Origin of the sequence: Pelagibacterium sp. (assembly GCF_048264985.1) — a bacterium.
Taxonomy (GTDB): domain Bacteria; phylum Pseudomonadota; class Alphaproteobacteria; order Rhizobiales; family Devosiaceae; genus Pelagibacterium.
Genome location: NZ_JBLXCL010000003.1, coordinates 38,321 through 63,223, shown reverse-complemented (window position 1 = coordinate 63,223; position 24,903 = coordinate 38,321). Strand labels below are relative to the sequence as shown.

Here is a 24,903-nt window from a genome sequence, read left to right as displayed (position 1 = left end):
ATGCTATTAGGGCTATTCGTTCTGCTCTGCTGCCAGTTGGCCGGAGACATCCTCGCTCGCGCCTTTTCGCTGCCCATCCCCGGACCGGTGATCGGGATCGTTTTGCTTGTGATGCTTTTGTATATCCGTCAGGGCACGGGACGGGCAAAGAAACCAGATGAAGACGCCCCGATCGAGCAGGCATCGGATAACTTGCTTAGGTGGTTGGGGTTGTTCTTTGTCCCTGCGGGGGTCGGCATATCCCAGCATTTCGAGCTCGTTGCAGCCAATGGGCCGACGCTTGCGCTTGCTCTGATCGGATCGAGCGCTGCCACGCTCATCGTGACAGTGTGGACGTTTGTTCTTGCGCGCCGGATCACGGAAGAGCGCTGCGATGGGTGACAAGATATGGGTGTTCCTGGCGACCAGCCCACTGTTCTGGCTGACGCTGACAATTGGCATATTTCTGACGGCCAGCCGACTGGCACGAGCGAGTGGCAATCATCCGCTGGTCAATCCCGTTCTGATCTCGGTTGGTGCGATCGTCCTGATCCTGCGCCTGACCGGCACCAGTTATGGCGATTATTTCGAGGGCGCTCAGTTCATCCACTTCATTTTAGGCCCCGCTACGGTTGCACTGGCTATTCCGCTCTGGCGCCACCGTGCCCAAGTACGCGAACTTGCAGTACCGATTGCCGTTGCGCTGTTGGTCGGCGCACCATTTGCCATGTTTTCGGCGGTGATAGTCGGCAGGGCGATCGGCATGTCCGAAAGCCTTCAACTCGCCCTTGTCCCCAAATCAGCAACCGCCGGCGTTGCCGTAGGCATTGCCGAGCAGATCGGCGCCAATAGCTCGCTGGTAGCGGTCCTTGTGATCGTGACGGGCATCATCGGTGCTGTAATCGTCACACCACTGATGAACGCAATGGGTGTCAAGGACTACGCAGCGCGCGGATTTGCAGCAGGTCTGAGCGCGCATGGCATCGGTACCGCGCGAGCTTTTCAGGTTGATCCGTTGGCCGGAACTTTTTCGGGCCTGGCCATGGCACTGAACGGCATTGCAACAGCCATCCTGGCTGGATGGCTGTTCTCCTAGGAAACTGGCATTTTGCAGAGCACTCGCTTAACCGTTGGGTCTTGGCTGAAACCAACTCGCGCAATGCATCCGGAATTGGTATTGAGCGGAACGTACAGCTCTTAACCAAAAGGCCGCCGCTTTATCATGAAACCGTGGGTCCATCTCGACACAGCCAATGTCCCCGGCGGGACCACGCAGTTGCGCCTAATGCAGAGGGGCGATGAGTTCTCGATCATGGTTGGCACCAATGAGCTGATGAACAGCCGGGTTAGCGGCTCCGAACAGGCCCTTGCCGAACTGGCCGCTGCGCGTATCGCCGGTGTGCCCGAGCCCCGCGTTCTGATCGGCGGACTTGGGATGGGATTCACATTACGCGCCGCACTCGAGGGATTTAGCGCAAAAAGCGAGATTGTGGTCGCTGAGCTGGTTCCCGAAGTTGTCACCTGGGCGCGCGGCCAGTTGTTACCGGTGTTCGGGGCGTGCCTCGATGATCGAAGGGTTGAGGTACTGACCGGCGATGTCGGGCGTCTCATCACCACACGAAAGAACCACTATGACGCCGTTTTACTTGACGTGGACAACGGCCCGGACGGGCTCAGCCGAGAGCAGAACGACAGTCTTTACCAGTTGTCTGGTCTCAAAAAGACACTGGCAGCGCTACGGCCCGGCGGTGTACTCGCCGTCTGGTCTTCAGCGCCCAACGCCAGTTTCACGCGCCGTCTTACTCAGGCAGGGTTTGCGGCAGAAGAGGTGAAAGTGCGCGCCAGAAAAAGTGGTCGCGGGGCACGTCACGTCATCTGGATAGCCACAAAAGCACATCAGGCCCCCGGTCAGCCCCACGCTCGATTCAAAGGGAATTAAGTTTTCGTCTTGAGGTGATTGAGCACCATGGACACAGCATGCTCTTCCCAAGCATCGACTTTGTCCGTTTCAGACAGGTCGGACTCAAAGATCACCGATAGCGTCGCATTGTTGGAAACATAGAAATAGCCGAGTGCTGCCACCGAAATGTAAAGCTGCACGGGGTCAATGTCCTTGCGGAACACGCCGTCGGCGGTGCCACGCGTGATCAATGTCCGTAATTGTTCGACCAACGGGGAGTGCAAGCCGTGCATCTCCGGCAGCGTCTTGAGATACTTTGCGCGCAAGAGGTTCTCATTGGTCAGAAGCGCTATGAACCATGGACTCCGCAGGAAATGCCGGAAAGTAAAGCGCACGAGCTTTTCAACCGCTCCGACTGGATCATACTGATCGAGTTTGAGTTGGCGCTCCCCATGCCGGATCTCGCGGTATGCCTCAACAAGAACCCGTTTGTAGAGGCCCTCCTTGTGCTCGAAGTAGTGATAAAGCATGCGCTTGTTGGTCTTCGCGCGTTTGGCAATCGCATCGATGCGTGCGCCCTCAAACCCGCGCCGCGTGAACTCGTACCGTGCAGCAGCCAGAATTGCAGCCTGGGTGCGCGTCGCATCGCGCGCCCGGCCCTTGACTGCCGCGGTCTGTTGCGCGGCAGGCTCGGCATCGTCAGGACTTTGCGGGTCCACGTCTAAAAAGTCCTGCGGCAAATTCCTTGAACCTTCGCGAGCTCATGAGGATTGTGATCACGATGACGATCCAGAGAACTGCACTGATCGGTCGTGTGATGAAAGGCGTTGGGTCACCGTCGGTCAAAAGCAACCCGCGTCGAAAGTTTACATCGAGTAGATCGCCCAGAATGATTCCGAGAACAAGGGGCGCCATCGGATATTTCATTTCCCTAAGAACGAAGCCCAACAAGCCGAAAGCAACCATGACGTAAACGTCGAACATCCGTTGAGTAATTGCAAACGAGCCAACGACGCAAAGTACATACACTATGGGCATCAGCTTTTCGCGCGGCACCGTGAGAACCTTGACGAGCAATCTGGTGAGTGAAAGCCCGTAGATCGTGATCGCGACTGTCGAGAGCAACAGCATGCCGACCACCTGATACACAAACTCTGGATTTTCGGTCATGATCTGGGGACCGGGGCGAATGCCGTGTATCAACATTGCCGCGATCAGAACCGCAGATGCAGCCGACCCTGGCAAGGCAAGGGTGAGGGTGGGGATCATGGCGCCGGGGATCACCGCAGAGTTGCCGGTTTCCGCAGCGACCAGCCCTTCAATCGACCCCTTGCCATAAAGCTCCTTTTCTTTACTGGCGCGGCGCGCCGCAGCATAGGATGCCCAGGATCCGATGTCCTCGCCTACGCCGGGAATGATGCCGGCAATCGTTCCAATGATGCCCGAGCGGATTGTGGTTTTCCAATGCTTGGCAACTTCACCAAGTCGCGGGATGACGCGATCGGTGCTCTGAGCCATTTGCGGGGTGAGGCGGCGCTTCATAACGGCCAGAATTTCGGCAAAGCCAAATGCCCCAACCATTGCCGGGATGATGTCGATGCCGGCGCCCAATTGTGGGATGCCGAAGGTGAAACGTTGATGTGCATGAAGGTTTTCCATGCCCACCATCGCGAACATGAGGCCCAAGATGCCCGCTATATATCCCTTGATCGGCGCGTCTATAGCCGTCAGGCGGCCCGAAATGATCACACCGAACAGCGCCAGCCAGAAGAACTCGTATGATTGGAAACGCAACGCAAACTCAGCCAGCCACGGTGCAATCAACGCCAGAAAGAAAACGCCGACAAGGGTGCCAAGCGCCGAGGATGTCGTTGCGATACCCATGGCCATGCCAGCTCTGCCCATTTTGGCGAGCGGGAAACCATCAAGCGTTGTCGCGGCGCTGGCCGGCGTGCCGGGAATCGCAAGCAAGATCGCCGAGCGGCTGCCGCCATAGATCGACCCCACATACATGGCCATCAGGCTCAAGATCGCCTGATCCGGCGCCATCTTGTAGGTGAGGGTGACCAGGAGCGCTACGCCCATGGTCGCCGTCAGACCCGGCAGCGCGCCGATTATGATGCCCAGCAGGCTTGCCCAGGCGAGATTGAACAACGCTTCGGGCGTCAGAAAGTGCGTGATACCGCCAGCAAGCAGGAAGAGGCCGTCAAACATGTGTCGTATCTCGCGAAAACTAGGGCAGACGAACGAGGAAGCCGTACTGGAAAACAGCGGTAACCAGTCCGGAGACGATGACCGCCTGGATGGCGGCCATAATCATGGCGCGAACCAGCGGCCGGGGCGTATCGTTGAAGAAGACTTCAAATGCAACGATGAAAGCAAAAACGAACAGGCCAGTGGCGAGCCAGAACGGAATTCGGCCGACAAGCACCAGCGCATAGATCAGCGCAAGGCCGGCAACGACCGCAAACCTGACGGCTTCGACCGAGGCAAACATCGACCAGAAATCTGCCCAGCCCTGACGATCGCGCAATCCGGCCAGCCCTTTGAGCCCCACCAGAACGCCGCAAACAGTGAGCAGTAAGCCCAATAGTCCAGGTACAATCCCCGGTACTGTGGAAGGATGGATGCCGCGAATTTCGAGCCGAGGCATGGTCCAGGACATGTAAACAGTGACTAGTCCCAAGAGCACGAAGAACAGCCCGGCGATGAAATCGGCTCGGTTCATACGGCTGGCTTGGCGATCTGGATCGGATGTCTGCTCGTCCATTTATTGAACCCGTCAGTTGTAACAACATGGGCACCCGGCTTGACCCGGGTGCCCGAAGAAATCGATGTAACCGGCTCGATTACATTTCGGCGCCTGCTTCACAGTCGATGCCGATGGTTTCGGGATCGTTGACCTGCAGGCCGCGACCTTCGGCGGCGCAAGCCTCCATGATGACGACAGGCATCGCCAACTCGCGAGCCTCTTCACCATAGGACGGAGCGAATACGGCACCGTTTGTTTCGGCGTAGGTCATCAGGGATTCGGATGTGGCTACGTGCTCTTCCCAGATTTGGTTGACGGTCTCGACAACCTCGTCAGGTACGCCTTGAGGAATGAAAATTCCGAAATAGTCCGGAGCGAGCGGGAAGTCGGGCATCCACTCGGTGATCGGCGGAATTGGATCCACGCCTTCAAGCGTTAGCGGTTGATCGGACAGCACAGCGAGTGGGCGCAGGCGGCCACCGCGGATGAGTTCAGCCTGCTCGACGGCAAGCTGGGTCGTGACCATAGCTTCGCCGCCAGCTGTCGCAATCGCTGCCGGTCCACCACCATCATACGTGATCATGCGGTATTCGAAATCGCCCTCGTGGCCGATACCGGCAATGGCCATGCCACCCGACGACGTTACGCCGGCGGTACCAACGGTAATCGCGCTGCCATTCTCGGACTGGAAGGCTTCAAGCAGAGCGCCGAAATCCTCAAATTCACTGTCGGCCGGGACCGAAACGACAGGAACGTTCGCTACCGAAAGATAGATGTTCCAATCGTCGATATTGGTGTCGGGCACCAGGCCGGTCACTGTATATGTGGCATTGTTGGCTATGGCGTTGGCGGTCCAGGTGTATCCATCCTTTGGCGCATTGAGCACTTCCTGGGTGCCCACAGCGCCCGAGGCGCCCGGCTGGTTGACGACAACGATTTCGGTGCCCAATTGATCAGCAAGAATTGGCGCGGTGACGCGCGTGACCTGATCGGTCGACCCGCCTGCGCCCCATGGCACGATGATGTTGATGGGGCGATCGGGCTGCCAGGAATAGTCCTGAGCCAAAACGCCGGTCGCGGACAGGGCAAGTCCAGAGGCAGCCACGGCTAGCGTGGCTTTCGTCAAGAAACGCATTATCTCCTCCCTAGAGTTTTTTAGCACTGCGGTTCCTCCAATCAGCGCTGGCCACAAGTGTGAAACGGGGAAACCTGACTGTCAAGAAGTAAGTAACCGGTTAGTTCTTTGAGAGGCGGCCCGCCTATGTCAGGGTGTCGATTATGCCGCGCACATAACCGATCGCCCTAGTGGCGCAGCCGGGACCGTCCGGCACATAAACGAACGGCTCCATTGCAAGAACGCCATCATAGCCGATAGCGGCCAATCTATCGATGAGATCGACGATACCATCACGCCCCTCAAGGTCGTCCGATTGGCCCGGTCCCTGTCGATTTATTGCATTGAGCTGGATGTGTGCCAGGTTCCCGCTACGCCAGTAGCGTTCAGCAATATCTGCCAGTGAAGCACTTTCTTCCTGAGCCGCGTGGCTGACATCGAGCATAAGCTTCAATCCCGGTGCTTGTGCTTCTGCAATGATGGCTTCGACCTGCTCGAGCCGGTTAATGAAGTTGCATTCTTTGGCGTTGATCGCTTCGATGCAATAGGTCAGCCCCAGCGCATGAGCGTGTGCACCTAGCGCACTGAAGTGATCGACCGCGGTTGTGCGCTGGCGCGACGGGTTTTCGTCAAGGCGCCGCTGTTGCGGCGACCCATGGACAAGGGTTGAAGCACCAAGCTCTGCTGCCAGATCAACGACCCGGATCAAGACATCGCGCGTTGTGCTCTGCGTTTCAGCATCCAGGGCGGTTATCGAAATGCCCTTTGGGGCCATGGCCAGCCAGTGCAGGCTCGTGACCCTCATTCCACTCCACTCGACGATCTTACGGATTTCGCCGGCTTGGCGTCCGGTGATTTCACGTGGATCTTCGGCAAGCGTGAATGGCGCGATTTCAAGGCCGTCATATCCTGCGGCCCGTGCAAACGCACACTGATCTTCAAGGCTCATCGGCATGAGCACTTCATTGCACAGGCTGAGCTGCATGGTTCTTCCTCCCAATTGCGCACAGGGGACAATCACAGAATCCTAGCTGCTTGACGATCCCAATCGTGTTTAGTAAGTAACCGGATAGTTACAACTACAACAACACATTTGGGTGGAGGTTCGCAATGGCTCAGCGCCGCATCGGAATTATCATGCACGGCATCACCGGCCGCATGGGATACAATCAGCATCTTGTCCGGTCGATCCTGGCCATTCGCGATCAGGGCGGCCTCAAGCTCTCAAATGGCGACACCTTGATGGTCGATCCGATTTTGGTTGGCCGCAACCGTGACAAGGTCCAGGCTATCGCCGAAAAACACGGCGTTTCGCGCTATTCGGACGATCTGGATGCCGCCCTTGCCAATCCTGACGATGAAATCTTCTTTGACGCCGGGGCCACCAAGATCCGCGCCGGACTGCTCGAAAAGGCGCTGGCTGCCGGCAAGCATGTCTATTGCGAAAAGCCCACTTCCGATGACCTTTCGGTTGCCATCGACATTGCAAAAACGGCAATGGCTTCGGGCCTCAAGCACGGCGTCGTTCAGGACAAGCTGTTTCTTCCGGGTTTGATGAAGCTCAAGATGCTCAGGGATTCAGGCTTTTTTGGCGAGATCCTGTCGGTCCGCGGCGAGTTTGGCTACTGGGTTTTTGAAGGCGATTGGCAGCAGGCGCAGCGCCCGTCATGGAACTATCGCAAGGGTGACGGCGGCGGCATTATCCTCGATATGCTGCCCCATTGGCGCTATGTCATGGACAATATTTTCGCGCCGGTAAAATCGGTATCGTGCATGGGTGCGACCCACATCGGAAAGCGCGTTGATGAAAACGGCAAAACCTACGCCGCTGATGCCGATGACGCGGCATATGCAACCTTCGAGCTCGAAGGCGGCATCATCGCCCAGATCAATTCGAGCTGGGCTGTTCGTGTGCGCCGCGACGACCTGGTAACCTTTCAGGTAGATGGCACGCACGGCTCGGCGGTCGCAGGGCTGCATAAATGCTGGACCCAACATCGCGTCAACACGCCGAAACCCGTCTGGAACCCCGACCAGCCTCAGACCATGAATTTTGTCGACGATTGGGAAGAAGTTCCGGACAATTGGCCAGCTGACAATGGGTTCAAGGTCCAGTGGGAGATGTTCCTCAAGCATGTCGTTGAAGACGGACCGTGGGAATACGGGCTCCAATCGGGCGCAAAGGGCGTCCAGCTCGCCGAGTTGGGATTGAAATCCTGGGAAGAGCGCCGCTGGCTCGATGTGCCAGATCTGGGCCTTTAAGCGCCCGGAACGCGCGATCTCAGCCTTTGACAACAATGACGATTGGTTCGACCGATGAAGTCAATTCGCTTACCCAAAGCCGACGGCTCAATCTCTACCTATGCGATCGAAAACACACCGATCGAGATCAATACGCTTAAGACTTCCGGTTTCAACCGCGTTGCTTACGCCGCCGCCCATGTCGTCGCAAACCCGTTTGCCGACAACGATCCATGGCTGACCCCAGCAATCGACTGGGACAAGACATTGGCTTTTCGTCATCACCTTTGGGACCTCGGCTTCGGGGTCGCCGAAGCTATGGATACGGCACAACGCGGCATGGGGCTCGGCTGGCCCGAGGCAAACGAGCTGATCGGGCGCTCGCTCAAGGAGGCATCAGGACGCAAGGATGCGCTCATCGCATGTGGTGTAGGCACCGATCATCTGGCGCCCGGCCCCGATGTCACTATCGACACCATCATCGCCGCCTATGAAGAGCAAATGGAGGCTGTCGAGGCCCATAACGGGCGCATTATTCTAATGGCATCGCGCGCGCTAGCGGCAATCGCCTCGGGTCCCGACGACTACAAACGGGTCTATAACCGCATCCTCGGTCAGGTGCGCGAGCCCGTCATTTTGCATTGGCTGGGAGAAATGTTCGACCCCGCACTCGAAGGCTATTGGGGCAAGTCAGATCACATGCAGGCGATGGACATCGCCCTCGATGTGATTGCTGCAAATGCTGCCAAAGTCGATGGCATCAAGATTTCGCTTCTGTCCCAGGAAAAAGAAATCGCCATGCGCCGTCGCCTGCCAGTCGGCGTAAAAATGTACACTGGCGACGACTTCAACTATGCCGAATTGATCGCCGGCGACGCGCACGGCTATTCGCACGCTCTATTGGGCATATTCGATGCCATTGCGCCCGCAGCGTCAGCGGCACTCGAAGCGCTGGGCAATGGGCAAGACAAGGCCTTTTTCGATATCCTTGAGCCCACAGTGCCGCTATCGCGCCACATCTTCAAAGCCCCCACGCGCTTTTACAAAACAGGCGTTGTCTTCCTTGCCTATCTCAACGGTCTGCAGGACCATTTTACGATGATCGGCGGTCAGGAATCCACGCGATCCACACAGCACCTGGCCGAACTGTTCCGCCTCGCCGACACCGCCCGCATCCTCATGGATCCCGAACTTGCCGCAATGCGCATGCGCGATGTCATGTCGGTGCGCGGGATCGCGCAGAACTGACAATGGTGGCCCCGCTCAGCATCGGCGTTATCGAACTGGACGCGTTCGAGCGTCCTGTGCCCTTTCGCTTTCCTTTCCGCTTTGGGGTGGCGCGTGTCGAGCGCGCCGACCAGGCCTTCGTCAGTGTTCGAATTGCCGACAGTACCGGCCGCGAAGCGACTGGCTGTGCTGCGGAAATGCTCATGCCCAAATGGTTCGACAAAAACCCTGAGCTGACGCCCGGGCAAAACGCAGATCAGCTTCGGACGTCCCTGAGAATGGCAATGGATGCATTCAGAGGCGCGGGAAAAGGCAGCGCATTCGGGCTGCACGCAGCAATCGAAGCCGACCATCATGTCGCTTGCGCTCGGGCCGGACTGGGCGGGCTGATCGCATCTTTCGGCCTTGCGCTTGTCGATCGCGCCATTATCGACGCGATTGGACGGCTCGAAGAGCTGCCAGCGGAGCGTCTGGTTGCGTCCAATCTATTGGGGTTTTCGGGTGCCACTGCCCGCGACCTGGCCGATTTCGACTTCGATCGGTTTCTCGCATCGTTGCACGTTCCCCGCTCCATCAATGTCCGTCACACTGTCGGCCTGGGCGATGCACTGTGCAACACGGATCTCAATGGCAACAGGCTCAATGATGGTTTGCCGGAGACGCTCCAAGAGGTCATTGCGACTTACGGCCATGCGTACTTCAAGCTCAAAGTTTCCGGCCACATCGATGCTGACCTCGATCGCCTTGAGCGCATCGTGGACGTTATAGAAACAATGCAGCCCAATTACCGCGCAAGCATAGACGGCAACGAGCAGTTCGAAGACCAGGACCATCTCCTGTCGTTCCTTGATGCTTTTGCAGCGCGTCCGAAATTGCAAAATTTGGGTGAGCGGCTGTTGTTTCTCGAACAACCAATTGCTCGCTCGGCGGCGCTTTCGGCGGATCTGGACAAGATTGCCGAACGCACAGCCCTTGAGATCGATGAGTCCGACGCAGACATCGATGCTTTCATCCGCGCTAAACCGCTTGGGTATCGCGGCATATCTTCAAAATCGTGCAAGGGTTTTTACCGGGCGTTGCTCAATCGGGCACGGATATCGCGCTGGAACGCAGAGACCGATGGCCCACCCTTTTTCATGTCGGCCGAAGACCTCACGACCCAGTCGGGAATCAGCGTCCAGCAGGACCTTGTACTGGCGGGACTGATTGGTGCCGAGCATATCGAGCGCAACGGCCATCACTTTGTCGACGGGATGGCCAATGCGCCCGAGACCGAGCAGCGGGCTTTCCTGTCCGCCCATGGTGATCTTTACGAGCAGCGGCTCGGTCGTGCACGGCTAAAAATCGAAGCGGGCCAAGTCAGCCTGCAATCGATCCGGTTATCAAATGGACTCGCCTCAAAAGTTGCACCGGACTTTGAGGCAATGGTCCCGCTAAAAGAACAGGGAGAACTCAAATGAGCCATGACAGTCGCTTATCGATAAATCTGGCCACCACGCGTGGCGCCTGGGGGTTTGCCGAAGCTGTCGATGGCTGCCTTAGGCACGGGATCACCGCTATATCGCCATGGCGCGACCAGGTCCACGCAATTGGCCTTAAGGAGGCTGTGCGGATCGTCGAAGCCAACGGACTCAAACTCACTGGCCATTGCCGGGGAGGAATGTTTCCCGCTGAAACCACCGAGGGCTTTGCTGCCAATCTCGACGACAACAAACGCGCCATAGATGAAGCGGCCGCCATGGGTGCCGATTGTTTGGTCCTTGTCGTTGGTGGCCTGCCAGGGTCGTCAAAGGACATTGCCGACGCAAGAAAACAGGTTGTCGACGGCATCGCCGCCATTCTGCCCTACGCGAAAGAAAACAATGTCCCGCTCGCCATTGAGCCCCTGCACCCTATGTATGCGGCGGATCGCGCCTGCGTGAACACACTGGGACAAGCCCTCGATATCTGTGATCAGCTTGGGGAGGGTGTAGGCGTGGCAATCGATGTCTACCACGTGTGGTGGGATCCTGAGCTTAAGGCGCAGATTGAGCGCGCCGGCCGGATGGGTGCAATAATGGCGCATCACATTTGCGACTGGCTCGTGCCGACCAACGACCTGTTGCTCGATCGTGGCATGATGGGCGATGGCGTGATCGACCTGCCTCAAATCCGGCGTTGGATCGAAGATGCCGGCTTTCATGGCGCACAGGAGGTCGAAATCTTTTCGCAGGACAATTGGTGGAAACGGCCCGGCGACGAAACGCTTGCCACATGCATCGAACGGTTCGACACTGTCTGCAACCGATAGTTCGGGATAGGACGACGTGGACGAGCGCGCATTTCTCACCCGGCTTTTTGAAGCCGCAGTCAAAGCTGCCGATCCGTTCGAGCAGATGCGGCAGCGCCTGCCTCCCAAGCCCAAGGGGCGAACGCTGGTGGTGGGCGCGGGCAAAGCTGCCGCGCAAATGGCACAGGCACTCGAAACCCTGATCGACTGGCCGGTCGAAGGCGTTGTTGTGGACCGGCACGGGGCGGTTGCGAACACACGCGATATCAAGGTGCTGCACGCGGCGCACCCTGTCCCCGACGCTGCCGGCATGGCAGCCGCTTCTACGTTGCTCGACGCGGTCAAAGACCTCGGCAAAGATGATCTTGTCATAGCGCTTATTTCAGGCGGGGGATCGGCGCTGTTGCCCAGCCCTGCTGGAGATCTGACCCTTGAAGACGAGATCGAACTGAACAGGGCGCTGCTTGCATCTGGCGCCCCTATCTCGGTTATGAACGCGTGCCGCACGCAGATATCGAGAATAAAAGGTGGTCGCCTCGCACAGGCGGCTGCACCTGCCAAAGTCGTCAGCTTTATCGTCTCCGATGTGGTCGGCGACGATCCTTCAATCGTAGCGTCCGGCCCGACAGTCCCGGGCCAGGCGGCTCCGTCTCAGGATGTCCTCGACGCAATCGAACAGTTCAGGATTGCCCTTCCAGCCGCCATAAGAGACCATATTGCCGCTGAACGCACACCCGCCCCGGCTCAGGACGACGCAACATTCGAGCGCAACGAGGTCCACGTAATCGCTTCCGCCAGCCTCTCGCTTGAAGCAGCAGCCCACTGCGCTCGCGAATTGGGCATTACCCCCATCCTGCTGTCTGAAGCCATCGAGGGAGAAGCCAAAGATATCGGCAAGATGCACGCTGCAATCGCGCTGCAGTTTGCCAAAGGTGTGGCCCCTTTTTCGCTTCCCACTGTCTTGATTTCTGGTGGTGAAACGACGGTAACTCTGGGGGATCGATCGCCTGGACGTGGCGGCCGCAACACAGAATTTCTGCTCTCGTTCGCACTCGACATCGCGGGCGCGCGCGCCATAACTGCCCTCGCTGCCGACACTGACGGCATCGACGGTTCCCAGGACAATGCTGGCGCATTCGCCGATGGCACGTCCGTTTCCAGAATGCTCCAAAAGGGCATAAACCCCAAATCATGCCTCGCCGCTCACGATGCCTGGCATGCTTTCGACGCATCAGGCGATCTGTTTGTCACCGGCCCGACTGGAACGAACGTCAACGATTTCCGTGCGATTCTGATCGGTGCAGTCGGCACGATTGATTGACGCTTGCCCAGGTTGAAAGCAGCCCTCTGCGACGCTGAACCTAGGTCATCAACATCCGTACAGCGGTGATGAAAAGGAAGATTGCAAATGCAATCTTGAGCAGTCGCGGGTTCAACGCATGCGCAAGCCGCGCGCCAATTGGTGCCATCAGATAACTGACGGGTGCGATTATCGCCACTGCTGCCAAATTGACATAGCCCAAGCTAAGCGGCGGTCGACCAGTGACGTCCCAGCCACTCCAGATAAATCCCAACACCCCTGGCACTGCAATTAGCAGCCCCATGGCCGCGGCAGTTCCAACGGCCTTGTGAACCGCAAAGGAAAATGCATTCAAGGTTGGCACGGACAATGTGCCGCCTCCAATGCCCATGAGCGAAGAGACGAGCCCGATAATCGTGGCAATACCCCTGTTGAGCAGGTTTGACTTTGGCAGCGCCGGTGCGAGTACCAGAGTTTTTGGGATGGCCATGTTTATGGCGACAAGTATCGCAACCGTGCCAAAAACCATCCGCAAGCCATCGCCCGGAATAACCTTTGACAACAGACCTCCGATCAAGGCGCCCACTACAACCGCCGGCCCCCAGAGTCTGAGAAGCTCTCCGTCCACTGTGCCCCGTTTAGCGTGAGCGCGCATCGACGATATCGAGGTCGGTATTATGGTGGCCAGTGAGGTCGCCACCGCAAGGTGGCTCGATATGTCCGATGGGAAGTCCAGGATCGTCAGGACCCAGAACAAGACCGGCACCACCACGATGCCGCCCCCCACGCCCAGAAGCCCGGCGAGAACACCGCCAACAGCACCAGTCGCGAGCAGTCCTGCAACCAACGCCACAAGGGTTGGCACATCCAGTTCAAAATTCATAAGGATCTCTATTTTTCAGGCAAGCGTTCTAGGACTTTGTTCGCGGGTCTAGCGCGTCGCGCAGTCCGTCGCCCAGCAAATTGAACGACAGGACGGTGATGAAAATAATCATCCCAGGCCAAAGGGCCATCCATGGCGCGTTGGACAGAAATCGTTGAGCGCTGTTGAGCATCGATCCCCAAGATGGCGCAGGCGGCTGCTGACCAAGGCCGAGAAACGACATGCTGGCTTCGGCAATGATGGCAGTGGCGATGGTGATAGTGGTCTGGACCAGTAGCTGCGGCAAAATGTTTGGCAGCACATGCCGCAAGGCAACGCGCCAACCAGGATTGCCAACCGAACGCGCTGCCTCGACATATTCCTCGGAGCGAAGCGAGAGGACCTGACCCCGCGTCAGCCTTATGAAGAGCGGGGTCGCGGTAATGCCGATGGCCAGCATGGCGTTGGTAAGGCTTGGCCCCAAAAATGCAGCAAAGGCGATGGCCAAAATCAGGAATGGACATGCAAGCATGGCATCGGTGAAGCGGCTGATCAGTCCGTCCAGGAAACCACCGACGAAACCTGCCGCCAGACCGAGCGGAACGCCCAATACAATGGCTATGCTCACCGAAATTACCCCAGCCATCAGCGAGGCACGAGCGCCAAAGATCAGTCGCGAGAAGATATCCCGACCACTTTCATCGGTACCCAGCCAATACAGCGCTGAAGGCGCCTGCCGTACCGCCGTCCAGCTTTGGGCAGCAGGATCATAGGGCGCGATCAGCGGTGCAAAAATGGCGACTAGCACAACGATCGTGACCACTGCCAGCCCAAAAACGGCGCTCTTGCTCTTTGAAAATCGCCGCCAAACGCGACTTTCCAGCAGTCTGGCGAATGGGATGGCGGAAATGTTTGCTGCATGGGCCATAAATCAGCTCCTAAGCCTTGGATTGGCAAGGATATAGCCAATGTCAGCGAGCAGGTTGAGCAGGACATAGAACAGGGCGGTGACGAGAACGACGCCCTGCACCACCGCGTAATCGCGGGTAAAGACTGCGTCTACGATCAGTTTTCCAAAACCGGGAATGGCAAATATCTGTTCTGTCAGTACGGCCCCGGAAAGCAGCGACCCGAATTCGAGTGCACCGAGGGTGATAATGGGGGTCAGCGCATTGCGCATTGCATGCTTGATTACAACGACGGAAGGCGCCAGTCCCTTGGCCCTCGCTGTCCGCACATAGTCGCTTTCGAGGGCATGGATCATGGCCGACCGCGTATGGCGCATGATGACGCCCGCGATCGCGGTGCCCAGAACAAAGGCAGGCATTACCGTTGTCGCAAAGCTCATCTGCCAGTTTTCGAACGGGCTCACATAACCTGAAGCAGGCAGCCAGCGTAGATGGATGGAGAAGAACAGGATTAGCATGATGCCCAACCAGAAATTGGGGATCGAAATGCCGGCCAGCGAGACCACGTTAGCCACATAATCTGTCTTGGTGTTGCGGCGCACCGCAGAAACGATACCCCCAAGCACGCCCAGAACGAGGGCCAGCACAATGCCCATTATTGCCAGTTGAAGGGTGACGGGCAGTTTTTGCAGGATCAATGTCGTCACAGGAAGATTGTGGCGCATCGACATACCCAGATCCCCGGTCATAACCCCGCCAACCCAATAAAAATACTGCATAAATATGGGCTGATCGAGACCATAACGCGCGCGGATCGCAGCGACGGTTTCAGGGTCGGGATTCTCGCCGGCCAAGGCAAGCGCTGGATCACCGGGCAGGAGATGTTGCAGCGAGAAAATGATAAGCGAGAGAAGAAAGATCGTGGGAACGAGCTGAAGCAATCGCCGTCCGAGCAATTTGATCATGGCGTCTGCTCCTTTTCGGCAGTCGACCTGGAAAATGCAGCGAAGAGCTTTTCCAACCGCGGATCCGAAGCCGTTTTCTGCGGCATCAGATCATCGGCCGCTGGAAGCTCCCGCCAAAATGCGCACGCATTGGCATGGCCATCAGGCTCGCTCTCCAGTGTCATGGCAGCCGAACTGCATTGGGGCCGGGCATGGGGACATCGCGTATGAAGGCGGCAACCCGAAGGTGGGTCGATCGGGCTGGGCAAGTCGCCCGACAACGCATGGGCTCGTCCATGCTGCTTCCTGTCGGGAGTTGCCACGGGAATGGCCGAAAGCAACGCCCGCGTATAGGGGTGTCGGGGTGAAGCGAATATCTTTTTCGTCTCCCCGACCTCCACCAGCTTGCCCAGATACATCACAGCGACCCGATCCGCTATGTGCTTGATGACACTGAGGTCGTGAGAAATGAACACATAGGCCAGGCCAAGTCGCTTCTGCAGCGATTTGAGCAAATTGAGCACCTGGGCCTGAATCGAAACATCGAGCGCAGAAACAGCTTCGTCACAGACGAGTATCTTGGGTTCTGACGCCAGGGCGCGTGCTATGACGACCCGCTGGCGCTGGCCGCCTGAAAACTCATGGGGAAACCGGCTTGCATGTTCAGGGCGCAAGCCAACCATTTCGAGCAGTTCACCGACCCGCGCTACGCGTTGTGCTGCGGGCACAATTTTATGCAACATCAGGGGCTCTGAAATGGCTTGCCCTACTGTCATCCGCGGGTTGAGCGAGGCATATGGGTCTTGAAAAACGAGTTGGATCTTGCTGCGCAGTGACAGCAGGTCGCGCGGCTTGAGGGCGGTGATATCAACGCCTTCCAAAGTTACCGTTCCCGCGCTGGGTTCGATAAGGCGCATAAGCATGCGACCGATGGTGGATTTGCCACATCCGGACTCGCCCACGATTGCCAATGTTTCTCCTGCATTGAGGGTGAGAGAAACGCCGTCGACAGCACCTACACTGGCCAGAGGCCGACCGAACACCGAGCGCTTTACTGTAAAGTGTTTTTCAAGGTCGGAAGCGACAAGGACCTGACCTCCGGGCCCTTGGGCGACAGGCTGACTATTCATCGGCGAGTTCCTCAAGTGGCGCACGCCAGCAGCGGCTCGAGTGGCCGTTTTCAATTTCGCGCAATGGCGGCATTTGTGCACATTTTTCAACGCTGAACGGGCAGCGAGCCTGGAAACGGCACCCCATCGGCGGGTTGGTCATGTCCGGTACGCTACCGCTGATGGCGACAAGTTCGTCTCTGTCCTCATCAAGTCGGGGAAGCGAGCCTAGCAATCCAACTGTGTAAGGGTGCTGTGGGAATCGGAAAATCTGTTCGACCGAGCCGCTTTCAACCACCTGCCCTGCGTACATTACGATCACGTCGTCACAGGCTTCGGCTACCACGCCTAGATCATGCGTAATGAGAACTATGGCCGTTCCCGTAGTGGTTTTGAGATCGTCCAGTAGCGCGAGTATCTGAGCCTGTATCGTCACATCAAGCGCGGTTGTCGGCTCATCTGCGATCAGCACCTGCGGCTCGCACGCAAGCGCAATTGCAATCATGACACGTTGCCGCATGCCGCCGGAAAGATTGTGAGGAAACTGGTGCGCCCGCGTTTCGGGCGACGGCATCCGCACCATGCGCAGCATTTCTACAGCGCGATCCCAGGCATCAGTTTTGCTGATATCGCGATGGCGAAGTATCGTTTCAGCGATCTGATCGCCGATCGTGTAGGACGGGTTCAGCGACGTCATCGGCTCCTGAAAGATCATGGAGATCCGATTGCCTCGAAGATTACGCATTTCCGGTTCGCTGATCGAGAGGAGGTTGCGCCCCTCGTACAGCACTTCACCCGAAATCTCAGCACTGTCAGTCGGCAAAAGCCCCATGAGCGCGATCGAACTCACACTCTTGCCGCTTCCGGACTCCCCGACCACACCAAGGCTTCGGGACGCGCCCAAGGTGAAACTGACCCCATCCACAGCAGTCGTGACAATACGATCGCCCTTAAAGAGAACGCGTAGATTTTCAACGGTCAGAACCACATCCGAGGACGCGCCAGCCCGGGAATTCCGGGCTGGCGTTTCTAGGGGCAGCGGTGGATTTTGCTTGTCCATCGCCATGACCTTGACTATTCGGCCATCGACACGCCGCCCAGACGGATAATCCCGTCAGGGAAAGGATCGAAGCCCTCGAGCGCCAAGTCGTGGGCGAAAATCCACTGCGAATGGTAGAGATAGACAATCGGCAGATCGGTCAAGAGCAGTTCAACAGCGTCGGCATACTGCGCCTTGCGTGTGTCCAAATCTCCAACAGCACGCGCTTCGGTGAGAATGGAATCGAGGGCTTCGCTGCAATAGTGAGCGTCGTTGCCAGCGGCGCCACAGCTCAGCATTGGCGTGATATTAAGATCGGGATCAACCCGACCCGACCAGCCAACAAGATGCGCTTCGAAATTACCTTCGCGGGCTGTATCGAGAAGCGTCATCAGCTCGGTGGGACGGATTTCCACATTGATCCCGATTTCTGCAACCATCGATTGAATAAGTGTTGCAACCTGTTGACGCTCAGCGTCAGTAGGTACGAGAAGCTCGAGATCAATCTGGTCGACGCCAGCTTCTGCCATCAGCGCTTTTGCAGCTTCAACGTCGCGGCCCTGCACCGGCAGGTCCTGATTGTAGTATGGGCTGGTGGGTGGGAAAGGCTGATTGCCGACAGCAAACTGGCCTTCGAACACGACGTTGTTGATGGCTTCTCGATCGATTGCCAGGCTGAACGCTTCACGTACGGCCTGCTTCTCGCTGAAATCCATATCGGCACCGTCACCACCGATGTTAACGGTGACGCCATAATAGCCCAGTCCAACCACGGGAGCGGTATCAAGCCCAGGATCATCGTTTACGGCTGACACATCGGTCGCAGCAAGCCGCTCGATAAGGTCAAACTGACCGGAGCGCAGGTTCAGCAAGCGCGTATTGCTGTCCGGCATTCCACGGAAAACCAGGCGGTCAAACGAGTAGTTGTCTGCTGCGTAGTAGTCCTCGAACTTTTCAAGCTCGATGAAATCCTGCGCAACGCGCTCGACGAACTGGTACGGACCCGAACACACCGGGGCGTTGGTGAAGTCTTCACCCAGCTCTTCCCCCGCCGCCGGGCTGATGATCATACCGGCCCGGTCGGTGAGTGCAGCCAAGAGCGGAACCGAAGGTTCGGAGAGATTGATCTGCACAGTGAATTCATCGAGCACTTCAATCGTGTCAATCGCGCTGATCTCAGAAGCCCGGCGCGAAATTTCCAATGTAAGCGCACGTTCGAGATTGTACTTGATTGCCTCGGCATTGACGGGCGTACCATCGTGGAAGGTCGCGTCCTCACGAATGTTGAGCGTGAGCTGCGTGCTTTCCTCGTTCCAGCTCCAGTCGGTAGCCAGCATCGGCACGATTTCATTGCTTCCATTGATGTCCACGATCTTGTCGCACATCTGTTGCAGCACGTGGCGGCCAACAAAGCTCCAATTGGTTGCTGGATCAAGCGTATCCGGGTCGTCCTGCAATCCGATATTGAGAACAGTGCCGGCGTCTTGTGCTGTCGCAGGCGTCGCCGTGACGCCAGTCATGGCAATCGACGCCATGAGTGCGAGATATAGGGGTCTTTTCATACAAAATTTCCTCTCTTTGGTGGTAATTAGCGAGCTACAGCGTAGCCCTGCATCCCTCTGGGATTGGATCCGGCCAAAACGATCTGGCTGTCTCCATCCATTTCTCGACCGACAACACTCAGGCGCCCTTCCGCCCAAGGGTCGGCCGTCTTCACGACGTGACCGCGAGCCCGTAAATTCTCGATAGTTTCCTGGCTGAACCGCTCTTCGAGCGTTAGAGAGGCAAGGCCTACCTCTCGCGGCCAGAACGAGCTGGGCAAATGATCAGTGTGAAAGGCCGGCGCATCGATAGCGCGCTGGATTTTGTATCCGGCATGGAAGTGGCGCAGCAGAAACTGAAGTTGCCACTGGTCTTGCTGGTCCCCGCCCGGCGTGCCCAGAGCCAGATATGGCGCACCGTCCTTGAACACAGTTGTCGGCGTCAACGTCGTACGCGGGCGAACACCCGGTCGCATCGAGGAGGCCAAGCCATCCGTCAGCCAGAACATCTGGCCGCGCGTGGTCAGTGAAAACCCGAGTCCTGAAATAACCGGACTTGATTGGAACCAGCCTCCCGAAGGGGTAGCCGAAACCATGTTTCCCCATCGATCGACAGCGCTGACCTGAACAGTGTCGCCGCGCTGAGCGCCGGCATTATCCAGTGCAGGTTCGCCAGCTCTGTCAGTGGGCGGGGGAACGTCTTTTGCAACCGTCGGCTCGCCTCCGCCCATGCCGGGCTGCTTGATGGTACCGAATGCGCGTTGTGGCGGGAAATTGGCATTTCGCCCCCCCGGCGCGCCGGGCTCGATGACTTGCGAAGCGGTATCCTTGATCAGCGACCGACGTTGGGTTGTGTATTGATCAGAAAGGAGCGCTTCCATCGGCACGTCGCCGTCGTCGCCATACCAGGCATCACGATCTGCCATTGCCAGCTTTGTCGCCTCAGTGACCAGATGGACAAATTCGGGACCAAGTGGATCGACTTCCGCAATCGCCGTACCCGACAACAGGTTCAGTGCTTGGAGCAATACCGGTCCTTGGGACCATGGCCCGCATTTGAACACTTCATATTCGCCATAGTCGACAGAAAGCGGCACTTCGAGTTTTGGCCGCCAACCCGACATATCGTCAGCACGCAACAACCCCGAGTGGTGGCGCCCAGACACGTCCCAAACCGACTCCGTCTCGCAATACTGGCCGATCCGCTCAGCGACCGGCCCTTCGTACCAGTAGGCAAGTGCGGCCTCTATGCGCGCTTCGCGGGTCTTGGCGCCGCGTGCTTGCTCAAGAATATCGCGATAGAGCTTGGCGACTTCGGGATTGCGGAACAGTTTTCCCGCGCCAGGAACACAACCATCGGGAAGGTACAGTGCGGCGGACGAATTCCAGTGAGTATCGAACAGCTCCCGCATTGTAGCAATTGTGTTTGATATGCGCTCAACGATGGGATGGCCCTGCTCTGCGTAGTGAATGGCAGGCATGAGAACATCTTCGAGTTCCGCCGTGCCGTAATCGCGCAACAAGGTCAGCCATGCGCCGAATGCTCCAGGCACGCATGCGGGCAGCAGGCCAGTCCCGGGCACAAGATCCAAGCCAAGCGCGGCAAAGTGGGCCAGCGTCGCCTTTGCTGGCGATGGGCCTTGTCCCGATATGACGATCGGCCTCTGTCCGGCAGGTGTTACAATGATCGGCACTTCGCCACCTGGACCGTTGAGGTGAGGCTCCACGATCTGCAAGACAAAGCCGGCAGCAACCGCAGCATCGAATGCTGTGTGCCCGTTTTCAAGCAACGACATCCCTGCAGTGGAGGCCAGCCAGTGTGTTGCCGATACAGCGCCGAGTGTTCCACGCAACTCCGGACGGGTTGTAAACTGGCTCATCTGTTGCACCTGCTAGTTCAGTCGACAAAAAAGAGTAAAAGAGCCAAATTGCACACAAAGCTTGCGCCGACGCGCGTGGGTGGGGTGAGCCTTATGCACTTTGCTCCTTAGTTCGACATTCTGTATACTCTAATTGCAGAATGCAACCACATTGTATACGCAATGCCGACACAAGCTGATTTTTGCTTATTTTGGGCGAAAAGCGATAGATGGGAGGGAGCAGGACCATGCTCGATGATTTGACGGAAGGCCGCCGCGTTCAGAGCGATACAGTGGTCGAACAGCTTGAGGCCGAAATCATCTCCGGCAGGATCGAACCCGGCACCAGGCTGGACGAGAACTCACTCGCACAGCGCTTTGGCTTGTCCCGCACCCCTGTCCGCGAAGCTCTCCACGCATTGTGCGGTCGTGCGCTTGCTGAACGCGTTCCGTACAAGGGCGTCCTGGTCGCCTCATTGTCCCCGGAACGAATTGACCAGATGTTTGAGGCGATGGCCGAAATGGAGGCGACATGCGGGCGGCTTGCATCTCAGCGCATGACAATGAGCGAGCGGGCGAAGCTTGAAGCGATGCATCGCAACATGAACGTTCTCGCCGAGCGGGGAGATTTCGCCGCTTATGAAGCTGTCAATTCCGAGTTCCATTCGCTGATCATGGCGGGTAGCCACAATATTGACCTTGTGGCGCTGGCTGACAGTATGCGCCTGAAACTTCGGCCGTTTCGCAGATATCAGTTGCAGGACCAAGGGCGTCTAAAACGCTCCTGCCAAGAGCACCAGGATATCGTTGACGCATTGCTCGACCAGGATGCGCAGCGGGCCGGCACCGCGCTGCGTCGCCATCTGGTCTCCGCCGCACAAGAGTTTCTAATGCGCCGCAATGGGCAGCCTACCGATGGATAGCATTGAGATTGACGCAATTTTAGCACTCATGCGGCGCATGCAGGACGCTTGGAATTCTGGAGATTTCGCTGGTTATATGGAGGGATTTGCCAATCCCGACGTCATTTTTGTTTCTCGCGGACACATACAAGATGACTGGCAGGCCACGCTCGAGCACTATGAGCGCGACTATGGCGGCGCCCCGGGGCAACAGGGCAGGCTGACCTTTTCAGATATGGCGATAACGATTTTGGCACCCTGCATTGCCCAGCTGGTCGGCACGTACTCATTGAGCCGAAGCGTCCGGAGCCAGACAGGAATCAATACGCGCATCCTGCACAAGCGGCCGGAAATCGGCTGGGTTATTACGCTCAATCACGTTTCTGCGCGCTGACCAGACAGCAAGTGACCCAGGTGCGCCGGATCCCCAATTTTCCTAATGCTCGCGCTTTGCGGCCTGGCCATCCGATCAGCGCGCTCTCCTTAGAAGTGGTTAAATGGTAGTCACGTCACCAAAGGAGAAGCCGCGAGATCAACGACCTCCCGCTGCCGAAAACGTTGGGTGAAGCCCACCTGCTCTTGAAGCCATCCGATGGCGCGCGTTTGAGATCTGTCCCGGGCGCATGCGATAACGCAGCGAGACAGTCGCGTTGCAGCCCCATTTTCAACAGGCAGCGGATGGGACGGGCAGAACCATGCTGGCACGATACCGTGTTTCATCAATTGAGAGATAGATAGTGCTGCCCCCCCAATATCAGGGGCACAATCACAATCCAGAGCCAATCAAAAGACCTGTGATGCACCTATGGCCTCACTTTCCGGCCCGCTAAGCCTTATATATTGGGCTACGTCCGGGCCGGGCCGCGATAACCGGCGTTGCGTCGTCTCTTGCCAAGCGTTTTTGAATGCGGCGCTCGATTTCTGACGCAATGTGTTTGATCTGATTGATAAAGAACAGATGTTCACCGGATTCAAAGCGCTCGGCGGCAACAACAAAAACCACACTGCCCAAAACACGGTCCTCGGAGTCGCTTACAGGTGCAGCGATGCCCACAAGCCCCTCGAAAACCTCGGCATGCGTGATGCAATACCCAGCGTTCTTGATCTCGGCCATGCTGGAGAGAAAGGCGGTCAGGTTCTGCCCCAGGCCATTCTCGCCAATCAGTTCCTTGTTGTGGGCGTAGATACTCTTGAGCTGGGAAACCGACAGGCTGGCGAGAATAACCTTGGCCATTGCGCCTCTGAAAATCGGCATAGGGCGCCCGGGCTTGTAGATCTCAGGAATACTATGATCGGGCCATGCAAGGTCTGCACAAAGCACTTTGTCGCCATAATAGCTGCAAAGCATGATGTTGAGGTCAAGTTCTTCCGACGAAAAGCGAATGAACGGTAGGCCGGCACGCAAAAGAGGGTCGTTTTCACGCTTGAGCATTTCAAGTTCTATGACCCTCGATCCGATTGTATATGTCCCACCACTGGCGGGTGTAAGTAATCCCGAACGTGTGAGGGCCTGAAGATAGCGGTACGTGCTGGCGCGAGAGGAACCACAGCATTCCGCTGCGCGTGCCACATCGATGGACAATGTTTGCTCGTTGAATTCGTCCAAGATGGCCAGCATCTTGTCCAGACTGTTCATCGTTACATATCCCTCCTGATAGCGCGGCCTACCCCTTCTATTTTCCAAGCAGCAATGCAGCGGGCCCTGTCACCACTTGGGGAAACAAGATCAACACGACAAGGACGGCAAACTGGGCCAGTAGAAATGGCCATACACCAAATATGACCCGTGGCAGTGAAATCCTCGACACCCCGGCCACCACATTGAGCACCGAACCGACCGGCGGCGTCAGCAGCCCAACGGCAGCGGCCATCATGAAGACCACGGCGAAATAGACCGGATCGATGCCTGCGGCACGTACACTGGGCAGCAAGACCGGCACAAGGATCAAGATGATGGGCACCATGTCCATGGCGCAGCCGATCACCAGAACAAGCAGTACGATAGCGGCCATCAACAGTACAGGGTTCTCGGCAAACGGTGCAATCATCGCAGTGACCTGGCCGGTAAGGCCCGCAACCGTAATCATCCAACTCGAGACCAGAGCGGCAGCAACGAGAAACATCACCATTGCCGTGGTTTTTGCCGCACCGAGCAACACATCGAAAAGCTGCGACACCTTGAGTTCGCGATAGATGACCATCGACACAAACAGTGCGTATACTGCGGCAATCACACCTGCTTCGGTTGGCGTAAAAACGCCGAAACGAAGGCCCACGAGAATGATGACGGGGAGGAGCAATGCCCATATGCCCGCCCAAGCCTCCCTGAGCACTGTCGAGAGTGGCACCTTTTGGGTCGATGTACTCTCTTCGGTCCTCGACACAAGAAACCATGCCGCTGTCAACGCGAGGCCCATTACAAGGCCAGGAAAAATTCCCGCGACGAAGATGTCGGTGATCGATATCTGCCCAACCACACCAATCAGGATGAAGCCAATGGAGGGCGGAATGATCAGCGCGGACGTTCCGGCAGCAGCGATCAAGCCAGCCGATCGCCCGCCGTCATGGCCAGCCTTTATCATCATCGGGATCAAAATTGCCGAAAGGGCGGCAGCATCGGCGGCGGCCGACCCGGAAAGGCTCGCAAGGATAAGGGCTGCAACGATAGCCACATAGCCGAGACCACCGCGTATATGGCCCACCGCAGCCACAGCCAGATTGACGATACGTTTGGACAAACCGCCCGCATTCATCACTTCGCCTGCAAGCATGAAGAAGGGTACTGCCATCAGGGGAAAGCTGTCGGCACCATTGAGCATGTTCTGCGCGATGATTTGCGCATCGAACATGTTCAGATGCACCATGAAAGCAATACCAGTCATGATCAGGGCATAGGCGATCGGCATGCCCAGCGCCATGCTGCCCAGCAGCGCTCCGACAAATATCAGAACAGTCAT

The 24,903-nt window shown here is 57.4% G+C and carries 24 protein-coding genes; 10 read left to right on the top strand and 14 right to left on the bottom strand.

Annotation, left to right across the window (positions count from 1 at the left end; translation table 11 throughout):
- The 3 genes from ACN0TA_RS11990 to ACN0TA_RS11980 all read left to right on the top strand — a co-directional run bounded on the left by ACN0TA_RS11990 (position 1) and on the right by ACN0TA_RS11980 (position 1,918).
- A complete protein-coding gene (locus tag ACN0TA_RS11990) occupies positions 1 to 381 on the top strand; it encodes a CidA/LrgA family protein (protein ID WP_417583188.1) in 381 nt (126 codons plus the stop codon).
- The gene (locus ACN0TA_RS11985; RefSeq protein ID WP_417583186.1) at positions 374 to 1,075 is read left to right on the top strand and encodes an LrgB family protein; all 702 of its coding nucleotides are present in this window, start codon (positions 374 to 376) and stop codon (positions 1,073 to 1,075) included. The genes ACN0TA_RS11990 and ACN0TA_RS11985 overlap by 8 nt, the downstream gene beginning before the upstream one ends.
- A 126-nt stretch (positions 1,076 to 1,201) precedes the next feature.
- Positions 1,202 to 1,918, top strand: a complete 717-nt coding sequence (locus ACN0TA_RS11980) for a spermidine synthase (RefSeq protein WP_417583184.1) — start codon at positions 1,202 to 1,204, stop codon at positions 1,916 to 1,918.
- Here the strand turns inward: ACN0TA_RS11980 and ACN0TA_RS11975 are convergent.
- The 5 genes from ACN0TA_RS11975 to ACN0TA_RS11955 all read right to left on the bottom strand — a co-directional run bounded on the left by ACN0TA_RS11975 (position 1,915) and on the right by ACN0TA_RS11955 (position 6,730).
- Positions 1,915 to 2,598, bottom strand: a complete 684-nt coding sequence (locus ACN0TA_RS11975) for a TetR/AcrR family transcriptional regulator (protein ID WP_417583182.1) — start codon at positions 2,596 to 2,598, stop codon at positions 1,915 to 1,917. The two genes, ACN0TA_RS11980 and ACN0TA_RS11975, sit on opposite strands and share 4 nt — an antisense overlap.
- Positions 2,579 to 4,093, bottom strand: coding sequence for a tripartite tricarboxylate transporter permease (locus tag ACN0TA_RS11970; RefSeq protein ID WP_417583180.1), 1,515 nt, complete (start codon positions 4,091 to 4,093; stop codon positions 2,579 to 2,581). Before ACN0TA_RS11970 ends, ACN0TA_RS11975 begins: the two co-directional genes overlap by 20 nt.
- 19 nt (positions 4,094 to 4,112) lie before the next feature.
- On the bottom strand, positions 4,113 to 4,649 hold the full coding sequence (locus ACN0TA_RS11965) for a tripartite tricarboxylate transporter TctB family protein (protein WP_417583178.1): 537 nt from the start codon (positions 4,647 to 4,649) through the stop codon (positions 4,113 to 4,115).
- 79 nt (positions 4,650 to 4,728) lie between these two features.
- The gene (locus ACN0TA_RS11960) at positions 4,729 to 5,766 is read right to left on the bottom strand and encodes a Bug family tripartite tricarboxylate transporter substrate binding protein (RefSeq protein WP_417583176.1); all 1,038 of its coding nucleotides are present in this window, start codon (positions 5,764 to 5,766) and stop codon (positions 4,729 to 4,731) included.
- A gap of 124 nt (positions 5,767 to 5,890) precedes the next feature.
- A complete protein-coding gene (locus ACN0TA_RS11955) occupies positions 5,891 to 6,730 on the bottom strand; it encodes a sugar phosphate isomerase/epimerase family protein (protein WP_417583174.1) in 840 nt (279 codons plus the stop codon).
- A gap of 125 nt (positions 6,731 to 6,855) precedes the next feature.
- Here ACN0TA_RS11955 and ACN0TA_RS11950 point away from each other — a divergent pair, with 125 nt between their 5' ends.
- Genes ACN0TA_RS11950 through ACN0TA_RS11930 form a run of 5 tightly spaced genes read left to right on the top strand, consistent with a single transcriptional unit; the run spans position 6,856 to position 12,803 of the window.
- Entirely contained in the window at positions 6,856 to 8,007 is a 1,152-nt protein-coding gene (locus ACN0TA_RS11950) for a Gfo/Idh/MocA family protein (protein WP_417583172.1), read from the top strand.
- A 54-nt stretch (positions 8,008 to 8,061) separates the two neighbouring features.
- Positions 8,062 to 9,234: a dihydrodipicolinate synthase family protein gene (locus ACN0TA_RS11945; protein WP_417583170.1), complete on the top strand. Its 1,173-nt coding sequence runs from the start codon at positions 8,062 to 8,064 to the stop codon at positions 9,232 to 9,234.
- A gap of 2 nt (positions 9,235 to 9,236) precedes the next feature.
- Positions 9,237 to 10,673, top strand: coding sequence for a mandelate racemase (locus tag ACN0TA_RS11940; RefSeq protein ID WP_417583168.1), 1,437 nt, complete (start codon positions 9,237 to 9,239; stop codon positions 10,671 to 10,673).
- Complete coding sequence (locus tag ACN0TA_RS11935) at positions 10,670 to 11,503, top strand: sugar phosphate isomerase/epimerase family protein (protein ID WP_417583166.1); 834 nt, start codon at positions 10,670 to 10,672, stop codon at positions 11,501 to 11,503. The genes ACN0TA_RS11940 and ACN0TA_RS11935 overlap by 4 nt, the downstream gene beginning before the upstream one ends.
- A 16-nt stretch (positions 11,504 to 11,519) precedes the next feature.
- Positions 11,520 to 12,803: a glycerate kinase type-2 family protein gene (locus ACN0TA_RS11930; protein WP_417583164.1), complete on the top strand. Its 1,284-nt coding sequence runs from the start codon at positions 11,520 to 11,522 to the stop codon at positions 12,801 to 12,803.
- A 40-nt stretch (positions 12,804 to 12,843) separates the two neighbouring features.
- On the opposite strand, the gene ACN0TA_RS11925 is transcribed toward ACN0TA_RS11930, so the two are convergent.
- The 7 genes from ACN0TA_RS11925 to ACN0TA_RS11895 are packed head-to-tail and all read right to left on the bottom strand — an operon-like array spanning position 12,844 to position 21,065.
- Positions 12,844 to 13,665 (bottom strand): sulfite exporter TauE/SafE family protein, encoded by an 822-nt coding sequence (locus ACN0TA_RS11925; RefSeq protein WP_417583162.1) that lies wholly within the window; start codon positions 13,663 to 13,665, stop codon positions 12,844 to 12,846.
- A gap of 28 nt (positions 13,666 to 13,693) precedes the next feature.
- Entirely contained in the window at positions 13,694 to 14,572 is an 879-nt protein-coding gene (locus tag ACN0TA_RS11920; RefSeq protein WP_417583160.1) for an ABC transporter permease, read from the bottom strand.
- 3 nt (positions 14,573 to 14,575) lie between these two features.
- On the bottom strand, positions 14,576 to 15,517 hold the full coding sequence (locus ACN0TA_RS11915; protein WP_417583158.1) for an ABC transporter permease: 942 nt from the start codon (positions 15,515 to 15,517) through the stop codon (positions 14,576 to 14,578).
- Positions 15,514 to 16,626 carry an ABC transporter ATP-binding protein gene (locus tag ACN0TA_RS11910; protein ID WP_417583156.1) on the bottom strand — a complete coding sequence of 371 codons (1,113 nt, stop codon included), beginning with the start codon at positions 16,624 to 16,626 and terminating at the stop codon, positions 15,514 to 15,516. The genes ACN0TA_RS11915 and ACN0TA_RS11910 overlap by 4 nt, the downstream gene beginning before the upstream one ends.
- Positions 16,619 to 17,665 carry an ABC transporter ATP-binding protein gene (locus tag ACN0TA_RS11905; protein ID WP_417583154.1) on the bottom strand — a complete coding sequence of 349 codons (1,047 nt, stop codon included), beginning with the start codon at positions 17,663 to 17,665 and terminating at the stop codon, positions 16,619 to 16,621. Before ACN0TA_RS11905 ends, ACN0TA_RS11910 begins: the two co-directional genes overlap by 8 nt.
- A 14-nt stretch (positions 17,666 to 17,679) precedes the next feature.
- Entirely contained in the window at positions 17,680 to 19,206 is a 1,527-nt protein-coding gene (locus tag ACN0TA_RS11900; RefSeq protein WP_417583152.1) for an ABC transporter substrate-binding protein, read from the bottom strand.
- Positions 19,207 to 19,232: 26 nt separating this feature from the next.
- Complete coding sequence (locus tag ACN0TA_RS11895) at positions 19,233 to 21,065, bottom strand: gamma-glutamyltransferase family protein (protein ID WP_417583150.1); 1,833 nt, start codon at positions 21,063 to 21,065, stop codon at positions 19,233 to 19,235.
- Positions 21,066 to 21,292: 227 nt separating this feature from the next.
- On the opposite strand from ACN0TA_RS11895, the gene ACN0TA_RS11890 reads away from it, so the two are divergent.
- Positions 21,293 to 21,967 carry a GntR family transcriptional regulator gene (locus ACN0TA_RS11890; protein ID WP_417583148.1) on the top strand — a complete coding sequence of 225 codons (675 nt, stop codon included), beginning with the start codon at positions 21,293 to 21,295 and terminating at the stop codon, positions 21,965 to 21,967.
- Positions 21,960 to 22,340 (top strand): YybH family protein, encoded by a 381-nt coding sequence (locus ACN0TA_RS11885; protein WP_417583146.1) that lies wholly within the window; start codon positions 21,960 to 21,962, stop codon positions 22,338 to 22,340. The genes ACN0TA_RS11890 and ACN0TA_RS11885 overlap by 8 nt, the downstream gene beginning before the upstream one ends.
- Before the next feature lie 432 nt (positions 22,341 to 22,772).
- Here ACN0TA_RS11885 and ACN0TA_RS11880 read toward each other — a convergent pair whose 3' ends face one another.
- Entirely contained in the window at positions 22,773 to 23,582 is an 810-nt protein-coding gene (locus ACN0TA_RS11880) for an IclR family transcriptional regulator (protein ID WP_417583144.1), read from the bottom strand.
- A 37-nt stretch (positions 23,583 to 23,619) separates the two neighbouring features.
- Positions 23,620 to 24,903, bottom strand: a complete 1,284-nt coding sequence (locus ACN0TA_RS11875) for a TRAP transporter large permease (RefSeq protein WP_417583142.1) — start codon at positions 24,901 to 24,903, stop codon at positions 23,620 to 23,622.